This window comes from Nonomuraea sp. NPDC005501, assembly GCF_040605905.1.
Lineage (GTDB): Bacteria > Actinomycetota > Actinomycetes > Streptosporangiales > Streptosporangiaceae > Nonomuraea.
Genome location: NZ_JBEXDT010000008.1, coordinates 92779 through 105209, shown reverse-complemented (window position 1 = coordinate 105209; position 12431 = coordinate 92779). Strand labels below are relative to the sequence as shown.

At 72.2% G+C, this 12431-nt stretch carries 12 protein-coding genes; 9 read left to right on the top strand and 3 right to left on the bottom strand.

Features of this window, described 5'->3' with window-relative positions:
- Positions 1 to 16: 16 nt before the first annotated feature.
- Both ABZS51_RS07405 and ABZS51_RS07400 read right to left on the bottom strand, forming a co-directional pair.
- Positions 17 to 616, bottom strand: coding sequence for a dihydrofolate reductase family protein (locus ABZS51_RS07405; protein WP_355437393.1), 600 nt, complete (start codon positions 614 to 616; stop codon positions 17 to 19).
- The gene (locus ABZS51_RS07400) at positions 613 to 1470 is read right to left on the bottom strand and encodes a metalloregulator ArsR/SmtB family transcription factor (RefSeq protein ID WP_355437391.1); all 858 of its coding nucleotides are present in this window, start codon (positions 1468 to 1470) and stop codon (positions 613 to 615) included. The genes ABZS51_RS07405 and ABZS51_RS07400 overlap by 4 nt, the downstream gene beginning before the upstream one ends.
- A gap of 161 nt (positions 1471 to 1631) precedes the next feature.
- On the opposite strand from ABZS51_RS07400, the gene ABZS51_RS07395 reads away from it, so the two are divergent.
- Both ABZS51_RS07395 and ABZS51_RS07390 read left to right on the top strand, forming a co-directional pair.
- Positions 1632 to 2048 (top strand): YciI family protein, encoded by a 417-nt coding sequence (locus ABZS51_RS07395; RefSeq protein WP_355437389.1) that lies wholly within the window; start codon positions 1632 to 1634, stop codon positions 2046 to 2048.
- Positions 2048 to 3286, top strand: coding sequence for a sigma-70 family RNA polymerase sigma factor (locus ABZS51_RS07390; RefSeq protein WP_355437445.1), 1239 nt, complete (start codon positions 2048 to 2050; stop codon positions 3284 to 3286). Before ABZS51_RS07395 ends, ABZS51_RS07390 begins: the two co-directional genes overlap by 1 nt.
- Before the next feature lie 69 nt (positions 3287 to 3355).
- Here the strand turns inward: ABZS51_RS07390 and ABZS51_RS07385 are convergent, their stop codons facing one another.
- Positions 3356 to 4438 carry a ketoacyl-ACP synthase III family protein gene (locus tag ABZS51_RS07385; RefSeq protein ID WP_355437387.1) on the bottom strand — a complete coding sequence of 361 codons (1083 nt, stop codon included), beginning with the start codon at positions 4436 to 4438 and terminating at the stop codon, positions 3356 to 3358.
- 150 nt (positions 4439 to 4588) lie between these two features.
- Here ABZS51_RS07385 and ABZS51_RS07380 point away from each other — a divergent pair, with 150 nt between their 5' ends.
- The 7 genes from ABZS51_RS07380 to ABZS51_RS07350 all read left to right on the top strand — a co-directional run bounded on the left by ABZS51_RS07380 (position 4589) and on the right by ABZS51_RS07350 (position 12375).
- On the top strand, positions 4589 to 5977 hold the full coding sequence (locus ABZS51_RS07380; RefSeq protein WP_355437385.1) for a multidrug effflux MFS transporter: 1389 nt from the start codon (positions 4589 to 4591) through the stop codon (positions 5975 to 5977).
- A 282-nt stretch (positions 5978 to 6259) separates the two neighbouring features.
- On the top strand, positions 6260 to 7078 hold the full coding sequence (locus ABZS51_RS07375) for a nitroreductase/quinone reductase family protein (RefSeq protein WP_355437383.1): 819 nt from the start codon (positions 6260 to 6262) through the stop codon (positions 7076 to 7078).
- Between the two features lie 149 nt (positions 7079 to 7227).
- Complete coding sequence (locus ABZS51_RS07370) at positions 7228 to 8106, top strand: urease subunit gamma (protein WP_355437381.1); 879 nt, start codon at positions 7228 to 7230, stop codon at positions 8104 to 8106.
- Positions 8099 to 10009 (top strand): urease subunit alpha, encoded by a 1911-nt coding sequence (locus ABZS51_RS07365; RefSeq protein WP_355437379.1) that lies wholly within the window; start codon positions 8099 to 8101, stop codon positions 10007 to 10009. Before ABZS51_RS07370 ends, ABZS51_RS07365 begins: the two co-directional genes overlap by 8 nt.
- Positions 10010 to 10098: 89 nt before the next feature.
- Positions 10099 to 10773 (top strand): urease accessory UreF family protein, encoded by a 675-nt coding sequence (locus ABZS51_RS07360; RefSeq protein ID WP_355437377.1) that lies wholly within the window; start codon positions 10099 to 10101, stop codon positions 10771 to 10773.
- Between the two features lie 118 nt (positions 10774 to 10891).
- Complete coding sequence (ureG, locus tag ABZS51_RS07355) at positions 10892 to 11500, top strand: urease accessory protein UreG (RefSeq protein WP_355437443.1); 609 nt, start codon at positions 10892 to 10894, stop codon at positions 11498 to 11500.
- A complete protein-coding gene (locus tag ABZS51_RS07350; protein ID WP_355437375.1) occupies positions 11497 to 12375 on the top strand; it encodes an urease accessory protein UreD in 879 nt (292 codons plus the stop codon). Before ureG ends, ABZS51_RS07350 begins: the two co-directional genes overlap by 4 nt.
- Positions 12376 to 12431 lie beyond the last annotated feature (56 nt).

Here is a 12431-nt window from a genome sequence, read left to right as displayed (position 1 = left end):
CGGCCGGCCGGCCGGCTCAGCGGACCCGGTCGTAGACCATGGCGATCTCACCCAGCTCGCCGGTCTCCTGGTGGGTGAGGGTCCACTTCGAAGCCGGCAGGCCGTCGTCGAACAGTCGCTGCCCGCCTCCGGTGATCTCGGGGCAGATCATGAGGTACAGCCGGTCGAGCAGGTCCGCCGACAGGAGCGGCTTGATGACGCTCGGGCTGCTGTTGACGAGGATGTCGCCCGCACCGGTGGTCCTGAGGTCGGTGACGACGTCCGCGGCGGGGGCGTTGACCACGCGGGTGCGTTCCCACGGGGCTTCGGTCAAGGTGGTCGAGAGGACCACCTTCTCCGTGTCGACCAGCCACGTGGCGTATCCGCGATCACGCGGATCGGCGTTCTCGTCGGCGGCGACCGACGGCCAGAACCCCATGAACCCCTCGGCGTTGATCCGGCCGAGCAGCGCCGTCGTCGCGCCCTCCCAGATGCGGTTCATGTGGTTTCGCGCGACCTCCGTGATCACATACGGAGCGAACGCCCCGAAATCGCTGGGCCCGCCGGGACCGTGGTAACGCCCGTCGAGGGAGAGGCTGAGGTTGGCGGTCACCCTGCGACCGGTCGGGTTGGTCATTGCGTGCTCCTTGTATCGGTGTCGTGCTCGGTGTCGCGCAGGTGCGCGGCGAGGGTCGCCGCGAGCTTGTCGAGGCTCTGGCCGAAGCCGATCTCGATGCCTGCGATGAAGTCCGCGGAGCCGACGGTGCTGCCGGTGATCCGCCAGTGGACGTCCAGGTCCGTGCCGGTGCTGCTGGGCCGGAGGTCGAGGTCGACGTGCGAGGTGAAGGCGAGGCTCCCGTCGGGCAGCAGCGGGGAGAGCCGGTACGCGAGGCGCTCCCCCGGGCGTACGTCGTCCACGACGCCCTCCGCGCGCCCGGCGACCACGTCGGAGCCGTCGGCGTCCTCGGCGTCGCGGTACTCGTGGATGATCCGCCCACCCGGTCGCGCCTCGAACACCAGCTCGGAGACGCGCAGGTCGTCAGGCGTCCACCAGCGGACGAGCAGGGGCGCCTCGGTGAGGTGGCGCCAGACCAGCTCGGGGGGTCCCGTCAGCGACCGGGAGAACCGGAACGAGCGGCCGTCGGCCCATCCCGGCTCCTTCGCGGCGAACCGCTCCGCGTCGAGGCTGAGCCCGTAGCGGTCGTACGTCTCGCGCGGGCCGCCGGCCTGGTCGGCGGTGTCGGCGAGCCGGCCGAGGGCGGCCGCCAGGTCGCGCAGGGGGGCGGGCTGGAGCGCGTAGACGCGGCGCCGGCCGGTGCGGTGGGAGGTGACGAGGCCGGCACGCTCAAGGGTCTGTAGGTGCTTGGTCGTCTGCGGCTGGCGCGCCTGGGCGAGCTGGGCGAGGACGCCGACCGGCCGGGGCCGCTCGGCCAACAGGCTCACGAGCCGCCAGCGGGCCGGGTCGGCCAGTGCGGTGAGGAGTGCGTCCATGCAGAGAAGTATTCTCCACAACGAATATTCGTGTCAAGGAATATCTAGAGCCGGCAAGTGTCCGGTGGCGCATCTGGCGCGACGCGGGCAGGCTGGGGCCGCGGGACGATGTCCGGAACGGCGACTCGGCTCCGACGTCCCTGCTGAGAGAAGGGAAACCGATGAAGTACATGATCCTTTCGTACGCCTCCCAGCAGGACTACGACGCCATGTCGGGCAAGGACACCGGCAAGCCGGCCTGGGCGCAGGAGGACGTGGCGGCCATGGTGGAGTTCATGGAGACGGTCAACCGGGAGCTGGAGGAGTCCGGCGAACTGGTCGAGACCCGTGCGCTGGCGGCGCCCGTACACACCCGCAGGCTCGGATCCCGCGGCGGCGCCGGCTTCGTCACCGACGGCCCCTACGCCGAGACCCAGGAGGTCCTGGCCGGTTACTGGATCGTCGAGTGCGAGAGCTTCGACCGGGCCACCGAGATCGCCGGCCGCCTGGGACAGTGCCCGTACCCGGGCGACACCTACAACGACGCCTACGCCGACATCCGGCCCGTCAGCGAGTCCGCCGGAGACATGGGGTTCTGATCGACGCCGCCGCGGCCGAGAACCTGCTGCGCGAGCTGGCGCCGCAGGTCCTCGGCGCGCTCGTACGCCGGTACGGGCATTTCGACATTGCCGAGGACGCCGTCCAGGAGGCACTGCTGGCCGCCGCCACGCAGTGGCCCGAGGAGGGCCTGCCGGACGACCCGCGGGCCTGGCTGATCACAGTGGCCGCGCGCCGGCTGACCGACCTGCTCCGCAGCGAGCAGGCTCGCCGGCGCCGCGAGGACGCGATGGCCGCCAGGGCACTGCCGGGCGACTGGCTGGCGCCGGCTGCCGACCAGCCGCTCGCCGCCTCGGACGACACGCTCGTGCTGCTGTTCATGTGCTGTCACCCGTCGCTGTCGCCGACGTCCCGGATCGCGCTCACGCTGCGGGCGGTCGGCGGCCTGACCACCGCGGAGATCGCCCGCGCGTTCCTGGTCCCCGAAGGCACCATGACGCGCCGCATCACCCGCGCCAAGCAGCGCGTCAAGGACAGCGGCGTGCCGTTTCGCCTGCCACGCGCGTCCGAGCGCGCCGAACAGCTCGGCGTGGTGCTGCACGTGCTCTACCTCGTCTTCAACGAGGGATACGCCAGCACGTCGGGGCCCGATCTGCAGCGGGCGGAGCCGGCCGCGGAGGCGATCAGGCTGACCCGCATGGTCCACCGGCTGCTGCCGGACGACCCCGAGGTGGCCGGGCTGCTCGCGCTCATGCTGCTCACCGACGCCCGGCGGCAGGCACGCACCGGTCCTGACGGGGCGATGATCCCGATGGCCGAGCAGGATCGCAGCCTCTGGAACTCCGCCCAGATCGAGGAAGGCGTCGAGCTCGTCACCGCGGCACTCACTCAGGGGCCGCCGGGACCGTATCAACTGCAGGCCGCCGTCGCGGCTCTGCATGACGAGGCGCGGAGCGCGGAGGAGACCGACTGGCCGCAGATCACGGCGCTGTACGAGCTGCTGATGCGGATGTCGGACAATCCCATGGTGGCGCTCAACCACGCCGTCGCCGTGGCCATGTCCCGCGGCCCTGAGGCCGGCCTCGAACGCCTCGAAGGACTTCGCTCCGACGGGCGCGTCGCGGGTGATCACCGAATGTACGCCGTCCGCGCGCACCTGCTGGAGATGGCCGGCGACCTGGCGGCGGCGCGGGACGCGTACGAGGCGGCGGCCAGGCGCGCCATGAGCTTTCCCCAGCAGCGCTACCTGCATGCCAGGGCCGCCCGGTTGCGGGACTGACGGGCCTGTCGTGAGCGGCTCCGGCTTGTGACGGCGGCCGGCGGCCGAGCTCGCCGGGCTGCCTGCGCGTCAGCTGTGGCCGGCCGGGTCGTCCGTGGGACGGGCGCCGCCGGGCCCTTCGGAGGCGTACTCCGCGGGGATGTCGAGGATTTGCAGGACGGCGCAGGCCAGGGTCTTGCCGGCACCCACCCCGATGAGCAGCACGTAGTCGCCGGGGGCCAGCGCCCCGTCGGCCAGCAGGTGGTCGAGGGCGACGAACTGGTCGCTGACCCCGAGATGCCCGATGCCGGCGCCGTAGTCCCAGGTGGTGTCGGCCAGGGTCAGCCCGAACCAGCTCGCCCGCTCCTCCACGTTGTCCCAGCGCCCGTGCGGGAACGCCACGCGCTCCACCTCGTCGAGCGTGATCCCCGCCTCCTTGAGCGTCCGTTCCACCAGCTCCATCAGCGCCCTCTGCATCGCCAGCATGACGCCGGCGCCGTCGCGGGCCAGCAGTCGCTTGCGGAACTCACGGTGCCGGGCGGCGAAGTCGAGCGGCCGGCCCACGGTCGCGTCCGGCGGGAACATCGGCACCCCGCCGTCGTTGACCGACTCGGCTTCCGGCAGCACGGTCACGTTGACCGACCGCACCTGCGCGAAGCCCGGGTCCGTGGTGACCAGCAGCGCGCACCCGGCGTCGCCCACCACGTAGCCCTCGATCATGCGCCACCGGTCGACCAGCGGGCTGCCGTGATTGTCGGCCCCGACCAGCAGCGCCGTGCCGCCCGGCCGCAGGTACCCGGCGGCGAGCTGCAGCGCGCCGAACATCCCGCAGCATCCCTGCCGCAGCTCGACGGCCAGGACGTCGCCGCCGACCAGGTGCTGCTGGAGGTAGTACTGCGGCTGCCAGCCCTCCGGCCCCTGATGCCAGACGTCGGCGTACAGCATGAGGTCCAGGTCGCGCGGCGACATCCCGCCGGAGCGCCCGAACGCGTGCCGGGCGGCCCGCAGCGCGAGCTCCGGAGCCGGTACGTCGCCCGCCACCGCCGCACCGCGCAGGCGGAAGTACTCCATCTCGCCGGCCGGATAGCGGCCCTCGGCGACGGCCGTCTCGATGCTGACCACCGGTGGCAGATGAACGCCGATACTGCGCAGGTAGATGTCGGATGTACGCATCCGTCCTCCTTCAGCGCGGCATGCCGCGGCGCGGACGTGGTGGAACGAACAACCCTCCGCCGGGAAGGACGAGCCTGCTGGAAGAGCTGCCGGGTTGCCGGTCACGGGCCGGCGGTACGTGTGACGGCCTCGCGACCTGAACGTTGACAGATGTGTCCTGGGCGGTCAGCGCCGATGGTAGTCGGAGAGATCATCCATGACCAGTGGTGTCATTCTTCGGGCGAACCATGGATAATCTTCACCGCCGATGATCACCGGCGTGCCGGAGCGGAGACAGCGATCGCGGGCCAGGTCTGTCGGGCGGCGTGCCGACACAGTGGTGCCACCGGCCGGAAGCACACCGGCCGGCTCATTCTTGTGCTCGCGGGCCTCACCGCGGTCGCTCCCCTGGCCGTCGACATGTACGCGCCCGGCTTCCCCGGCCTGGCCAGAGCCTTCGGCGCCCCGGCCTCCTCGGTCCAGCTGTCCCTGACGGCCTTTCTCGTCGGGCTCGCCGCCGGGCAGCTGCTCCTGGGCCCGGTCAGCGACGCGGTGGGCCGCCGCCGCGTCCTGCTGGCCGGCGCCGCGCTGTTCACGGTGCTGTCGCTGGCCTGCGCCGTCTCCCCCAGCATCGAGATCTTCGACGCCGCGCGGCTGTTGCAGGGTGTCGCCGGGGCGGCGGGCATGGTGGTCGCCCGGGCCGTGCTCACCGACCGCTTCCACGGCACCCCGGAGGCGGGTCGTCGCTTCGCGACCCTGTCCGCGATCGTGTTCATGGCCCCGGTGGCCGCGCCGGTGCTCGGCGGAGCCATCCTCGGCATCGGCTCCTGGCGCCTCGTCTTCACCGCGCTGGCGGGCTTCGGCGTCCTGCTGATCGCGGGGCTCCTCGCCTGGGTGCCGGAGAGCCTGCCCGCCGCCCGCAGGCGATCGGGCGGGGTGAGCGGCGTGGTCAAGGCCATCGCGATGCTCGCCGGGCGGCCCGCCCTCGTGGGGTACGTGCTCGCCTCGTCCTTCAACGGGGCCGCGCTCTTCACCTACATCGCCGGCTCGACGTTCGTCTTCCAGGACGTCTACGGCCTCTCGGCCACGCGGTACAGTCTCGTCTTCGCCGCCAACGCCCTCGGCATGCTGGCCTCCAGCGTCCTGTTCGGCCGCCTGTCCGCCCGCGTCCGGGCAGGCACCCTGTTCGTCGCGGGGCTGGCCGTGTCCGGCACCGGTACGGCGGCCCTCGTCGCGTCGCTGGCCACGACCGGCGGTTCCTTCGCCGTCACCTGGGCCTGCCTGTTCGTCACCGTCGCCGGCCTGGGCACGGCGCTGCCCGCCACCACGACCATCGTCCAGTCACTCGGCCACGACGCTCCAGGAGCGGCCTCCGGCCTGCTCGGCGGCAGCCAGTTCATCCTCGGCGCGGCCGCCTCCCCCCTGTCGGGTCTCCTCGGGAACGGCCGCACGGTCTCCATGGCGGTCATCATGCTGGCCGCCTTCGGCCTCGCCGCGCTGTCCCTCAGCCTGGTGCACGGGGCTCGGGGGCGTGCGGCCTCCTGGCGGCTTCGCCACTGAAAGGCGGGCCGCTGCGGAGTTCGTACGGCTTGACACATCTTTCGGAATGTGGGCGTAATAGCCGCCGCGTCGCGTGTCGCCGCCGGGAGGACGGACGGAGGCATGGAGGCGCCGAATCAAAGGGGATGACACCGTGGCCACTCACACCGTCGGTCGTGCCTGAGCACACCGCGCCCGCGCGTCGTCCCATGCCCCTTGCGGTGTCGTAGCACCCGCTCGCCTCGGCATGCCCGTGCGGGTCTCCCATGTCGTCGACACCCGCAACAAGGAGCCGGACTCAGCATGCCCATGGACTTCAACCAGCAGATCATCGACGAATACCGCGCCAACAAGGGCCAGGTCGGCGGCCCCTTCGAAGGAGCCCGCCTGCTCCTGCTGACCACCGTGGGCGCCAGGACCGGCGCCGAGCACACCACTCCGCTCGGCTGCCTGCCCGACGGCGACCGCATGCTCGTCATCGCCTCGGCCGGCGGCTCGCCCCGGCATCCGGCCTGGTATCACAACCTGCTCGCCAACCCGCAGGTCACCGTGGAGGACGGCGTCTGGACGTACCAGGCCAAGGCGGTCGTACTAGAGGGCGAGGAACGCGAGCGCGTGTTCGCCCGCGCCGTCGAGGCGGACCCGGGGTGGGGCAGGTACCAGGAACAGTCGGGCCGTGTCCTGCCGGTGGTGGCGCTGATGCCGATCGCCTTCCGGCCGCCCGCCGGCGCTCTCGGCGACGCGCTGATCACCATGCACGACGGTTTCCGCCGCGAGCTGGCCCTCATCCGCGCGGAGGCGGCCCGGTCGGGGCCCCGCGTGGCCGCGCAGCTGCGCGTCAACTGCCTGACCATGTGCCAGGGTCTGCACGGCCACCACTCGAAGGAGGACGCGTACATGTTCCCGGACCTGGAGAGCCGCCATCCGGAGCTGGCCGCGGTGATGGCACGGCTGCGAGCCGAGCACGAAGTGGTCGCACGGCTGCTCGACGAGCTCCAGGCGCTGCTGGCCGCCGACGATGTCGCCCCTGAGACCCTGCTGAGCGGGGTGAACCGGCTCACCCAGGAGGTGGAGGCCCACCTGGACTACGAGGAGGAGCAGCTCGTACCGCTGCTGAACTGATCTTCGGGAGTGCCGCGGAGGCCGGCTCCGGCTGCTGCAGCCGCTCGCGCAGGTCGGCCTGCTCGCCGAGGTGTCGCGGCTACGGTCGCGACCCCGGCAACGCGCGCCCAGGGCCTCACCCCGCCCTCCGAGCCATCCGGGAATCCGGTGTGCCTGGTCAGGCCCGACATCGAGCGTCTCACCGGCCGGCCGGAGCGCGGTCGCCGGTGGCCACGGCCGCCGGCTCACCCCCGCTGCCGGAGATCTCCTCGCCGCCGTGGCAACGCACCCCTCACCGCTGCGCCATATCACCGTCAGTGATCGTCACGTTACGTTCGGTGCGCAGGACGGTGGTGATCGCCCAGTCCCGGGACGACCCCCGGGAGCAGAGCGAAGGTGAGGTGGCCGAGATTCATCTGACTCCGCACGAACAGGAACGCCTGCTGATCCATGTGGCCGCGGACGTGGCCCGCAAGCGGAAGGAGCGGGGAGTTCTCCTCAACTACCCGGAGGCGGTCGCGCTGATCACGGCGCATGTGCTTGAGGCGGCCCGGGACGGCAAATCAGTTCACGAGCTCATGACCGCCGAAGAGAAGATCCTCTCCCGTGACGACGTCATGGAGGGCGTCCCTGAGATGATCACCGACATCCAGATCGAGGCGACGTTCCGCGACGGCACCAAGCTGGTCACCATCCGTGCCCCCTTCGCCGAGGCGGAAGCGGAGACGCTGGTCCATCCGGGGAAGATCGACCATCCTGAGGGCGCCGCGGAGGTGGCCTTCAACGAGGGTCGCGAGATCACGACGGTGACCGTCACCAACAGTGACGACCGTCCCATCCAGGTGGGCTCGCACTACCACTTCTACGAGGCCAATCCCCGCCTCAGCTTCGACCGCTCCGCCGCCTACGGCAAGCGCCTGCACATTCCCGCCGGCAGTTCCATCCGGTTCGAGCCCCGATGCACCCGGACGGTGCAGCTCGTGCCCATCGAGGGCAGGCGCATCGTCGCCGGCCTGCGCGGCGAGGTCGGAGGGCGGCTCGATGGATGAGTCCCTGACGGACACATCGGCGGACCAGCCCGCCGAGCCGGTGGCGGAGGCATCGTCGCGGGACGGCGGGCCGGGACCGGAGATCCCGCCGATAGAGCAGCCCCTCACCCGGACGCAGTACGCCGACCGGTTCGGCCCGACCGTCGGGGACCGCATCCAGCTGGCAGACACCAACCTGCGGATCGAGATCAGCGAGGACTGGTCGGGTGGCCCGGGACGCAGCGGCAACGAAGTCATCTTCGGCGGCGGCAAGGTGATCCGCGAGTCGATGGGGCAGTCGTGCGCGCCGCGCGACTCCGCGAAGTTCGGCGCCCCGCAGCCACCCGACACCGTCATCACCGGCGCGGTCATCCTGGACCATTGGGGCGTCGTCAAGGCCGACGTGGCCATCCGCGACGGCCGGATCGTCGCGCTCGGCAAGGCCTACAACGACGAGACCATGGACCGCCTGCACGACGGGCACGAGCGGGCCACGGACTTCCTGATCGGCCCCGAGACCGAGGTCGTCGCGGGCAACGGCAAGATCCTCACCGCGGGCGGAATCGACACCCACGTGCACTTCATCTGCCCCGAGCAGGTCCGCGAGGCCCTCGCCGCGGGGGTCACCACCCTGATCGGCGGCGGCACGGGCCCCGCCGAAGGCAGCACCGCCACCACCGTCACGCCCGGCGCCTGGCACATCGCCAGGCTGTTCGAGGCGCTGGACGCCTTCCCGGTCAACATCGGGCTGCTCGGCAAGGGCAGCACCATGTCCACCGAATCCCTCTACAACCAGGTGGAGGCCGGCGTCCTCGGGTTCAAGATCCACGAGGACTGGGGGGCCACCCCGGCCGTCCTGCGCCGCTGCCTGGAGGTATGCCGGGCGACCGGCGTCCAGCTGGCCCTGCACGCCGACTCGCTGAACGAGGCGGGCGCGGTCGCCGACACCATCGAGGCCATCGGCGACCACCCGATCCACGTCTTCCACGTCGAGGGCGCCGGCGGCGGCCACGCCCCCGACATGATCACCATGGCCGGCCTGCCGAACGTGCTGCCCGCCTCCACCAACCCCACCCGCCCCTTCACCGTCAACACGGTCAAGGAGCACATCGACATGGTGATGGTCTGCCATCACCTCAACCCGCTGGTGGAGGAGGACCTGGCCTTCGCCGAGTCGCGGATCCGGCCCTCCACGATGGCCGCCGAGGACATCCTGCACGACCTCGGCGCCATCTCGATCATGTCGTCGGACGCCCAGGCGATGGGACGCATCGGCGAGATGATCATACGGACGTGGCAGACCGCGCACGTGATGAAGGCCAGGCGCGGCCCGCTGGAGGGCGACCGGGCCGGCGACGCCGGGGCCGACAACCACCGCGCCCGCCGCTACGTCGCCAAGTACACGATCAACCCGGCCATCGCGCACGGCATCGATCACGAAGTGGGCTCGGTCGAGGTGGGCAAGCTCGCCGACCTGGTGTTGTGGGAGCCGAAGTTCTTCGGCGTCAAGCCGCATCGGGTCATCAAGGGCGGCCAGATCTCCTACGCGCAGGTGGGCGACGCCAACGCCTCCATCACCACCCCGCAGCCGGTCCTGCCCCGGCCCATGTGGGGGGCCACGGGGCGGGCGCCGGGCGCCAACGCGGTCAACTTCGTCACCGAACAGGCCATCAGGGCCGGCTTGGCCGAACGGGTCAAGGTGAGCAAGGAGTTCAAGGCGATCCGCGACACCCGCAAGGTCTTCAAGGCCGACATGCGGGAGAACAACGCCTGCCCCGCCATCCGCATCGATCCCGACACCTTCGAGGTGGAGATCGGCGGAGCGGAGGCCAAGGACGTCAAGGCCGAGATCGACGACCAGCTCGTCGACGGCAATCAGTTCGCCGACACGCTGCCCATGGCCCAGCGGTACTTCCTCTTCTGATCACCGCCACCGGATCGACCGCCGTGACAGCCCCATGACGGGTGACCCACGAGGATCGACCGACGTGAACGAAAGGTGAGCCACGCACGATGAGCCGCGCCGCCCTGCTCGTCCTGGCCGACGGCCGTTTCCCCGCCGGGGGGCACGCCCATTCCGGTGGGGCCGAGGCGGCCGTCACCGCGGGACGCGTGCGTGACGTGGCGAGCCTGCAGGAGTTCTGCCGCGGCCGGCTGCACACCAGCGGCCTGGTCGCGGCAGGGCTCGCGGCCGCGGCCGCGGCCGGGTACGACCCGCTGTTGCTGGAGGAGGCGGCCGACGCCCGCACGGCCGCCCCCACCCTGCGGCAGACGTCGCGCAGGCTCGGGCGGCAACTGCTGCGGGCCTCCCGGGCCGCCTGGCCCTGCGCCGAGCTCGACGCCCTCGCCGCGGCACGGCCGCGGGGCGCTCACCAGCCTGTGGTCCTCGGCGTGGCGGCCCGCCGCGCGGGACTGACCCCGCTGGACGCCGCGTACGTGGCGGCGTACGAGAGCGTCGGCGGCCCGGTCACCGCGACCGTCCGCCTGCTGCGGCTGGACCCCTTCGACGCCGCCGCCGTCCTGGCCCGCCTGGCCGCCGACGTCGACCACGTCGCGGCCCGGGCGGCCGAGGCCGCACAGCGCGTCCACGCCGACGGGCCCGCCGCGCTGCCGGCCGTCTCGGCGCCGCTGCTCGACATCGCCGCCGAGCAGCACGCCGCCCGCCCCGTCCGTCTGTTCGCCTCCTGACCAAGCCTTCGACCCTCCGGGAGCAGCCATGCATCTCCACCACAGCGGTACCTTCCCCGAAGGCCACGTCCACGGCCCCGGCGGCTCCTTCGAGCGTCCCGGCGGCCGCCGTCGCGCCATGCGCATCGGCCTCGGCGGGCCGGTCGGCTCCGGCAAGACCGCCACCGTCGCCGCCCTGTGCCGGGCGCTGCGCGAGGAGTTGTCCATCGCCGTCGTGACCAACGACATCTACACCCGCGAAGACGCCGAGTTCCTGCTGCGCGAGGCCGTCCTGCCCGCCGAGCGCATCACCGCGGTCGAGACCGGCGCCTGCCCGCACACCGCCATCCGCGACGACATCTCCGCCAACCTCGAAGCCGTCGAGGACCTGGAGGACCACCTCGGCCCGCTCGATGTGATCCTCGTCGAATCGGGCGGCGACAACCTCACCGCGACCTTCTCCAAGGGCCTGGCCGACGCCCAGATCTTCGTCATCGACGTCGCCGGCGGCGATGACATCCCCCGCAAGGGCGGCCCCGGCCTGACCGCCTCCGACCTGCTCGTCATCAACAAGACCGACCTCGCCCCCCACGTCGGCGCCGACCTGGCGGCCATGGCCCGCGACGCCAAAGCCCAGCGCGGCGACCTGCCCACTGTCCTGACCGCGGTCAAGACCCCGGGCGGCATCACACCCGTGGCCGACTGGGTCCGCCGGCGCCTGGCCGATTGGAGCGGTGGCCCCGCATGACCCTCGCGCCCTCTCCGCCCGCAGCGGCCCAGCGCACCGCGCCCGGCGTCCGCGCCACCGCCCGCATCCGGGCGACCCGCGCGCGCGACGCCACCGTCCTGCCCGTCCTCGCCGGTGACGGCCCCTTCGACCTGCGCCGCGCCCGCCCGCACGGCAACCAGGCACGAGTGTGCATCCTCGGCACCATGAGCGCCCCCCTCGGCGGCGACCGGCTGCGCATCGAGGCCACCGCCGAACACGACGCCCACCTGCACATCACCACCGCCGCCGCCACCATCGCCCTGCGCGGCCCCACCACCGAGCACGCCGCCTACGACGTGCGCCTGGCCGTGGCCGAGCGGGCCAGCCTGCACTGGCTGCCCCGGCCGCTCATCTCCGCCGCCCGCAGCAACCTGCGCCAGAGCTGCACCATCGACCTGGCCGCGACCGCACGACTCCTCCTGCGTGAGGAAATCGTCCTCGGCCGTGTCGGCGAGCCGCCGGGCCGGCTCGCCACCCGCCTCACCGTCCGCCGCGACGGACGCTCCCTGCTGGAACAGCACACGATGTACGGCGCCGGCGCACCCGGCTGGGACGGCCCCGCCGTCCTTGCCGGCCACCGCGCCGTCGGCCAGATCCTCGTCGTCGACCCGGCTTTGGACCGGCAACCGCCCCACGCCCGGCTGCTCGGCGAGGACCCGGCAACCGGCCAGGCCGTGCTGGCCCCCCTGGCGGGCCCCGCCATCCTCGTCACGGCTCTGGCCCCCGACACGCTGCACCTGGGCCGCCTGCTGGACGCGGCGCAGCAGGTCTTGCGAGCCGTCGCCCCGTCTCCGCAGCCGGCCACGGCTGACCAACACAGCGCGGAGGCGTGCTCGCCGGCCCGTCCGGTGTGAAGGTGTGAACAGGTGAACGCCGCCGCGCTCGGGTAGCAGGCCCGTCAGCAACGGCC

What these genes read in the sequence shown, in the direction of transcription:
- ABZS51_RS07405 (WP_355437393.1), bottom strand. Translation starts at nt 616, where the DNA reads ATGACCAACCCGACCGGTCGCAGGGTGACCGCCAACCTCAGCCTCTCC.
- ABZS51_RS07400 (WP_355437391.1), bottom strand. Translation starts at nt 1,470, where the DNA reads ATGGACGCACTCCTCACCGCACTGGCCGACCCGGCCCGCTGGCGGCTC.
- ABZS51_RS07395 (WP_355437389.1), top strand. Translation starts at nt 1,632, where the DNA reads ATGAAGTACATGATCCTTTCGTACGCCTCCCAGCAGGACTACGACGCC.
- ABZS51_RS07385 (WP_355437387.1), bottom strand. Translation starts at nt 4,438, where the DNA reads ATGCGTACATCCGACATCTACCTGCGCAGTATCGGCGTTCATCTGCCA.
- ABZS51_RS07380 (WP_355437385.1), top strand. Translation starts at nt 4,589, where the DNA reads ATGTGTCCTGGGCGGTCAGCGCCGATGGTAGTCGGAGAGATCATCCAT.
- ABZS51_RS07375 (WP_355437383.1), top strand. Translation starts at nt 6,260, where the DNA reads ATGCCCATGGACTTCAACCAGCAGATCATCGACGAATACCGCGCCAAC.
- ABZS51_RS07365 (WP_355437379.1), top strand. Translation starts at nt 8,099, where the DNA reads ATGGATGAGTCCCTGACGGACACATCGGCGGACCAGCCCGCCGAGCCG.
- ABZS51_RS07360 (WP_355437377.1), top strand. Translation starts at nt 10,099, where the DNA reads ATGAGCCGCGCCGCCCTGCTCGTCCTGGCCGACGGCCGTTTCCCCGCC.
- ureG (WP_355437443.1), top strand. Translation starts at nt 10,892, where the DNA reads ATGCGCATCGGCCTCGGCGGGCCGGTCGGCTCCGGCAAGACCGCCACC.
- ABZS51_RS07350 (WP_355437375.1), top strand. Translation starts at nt 11,497, where the DNA reads ATGACCCTCGCGCCCTCTCCGCCCGCAGCGGCCCAGCGCACCGCGCCC.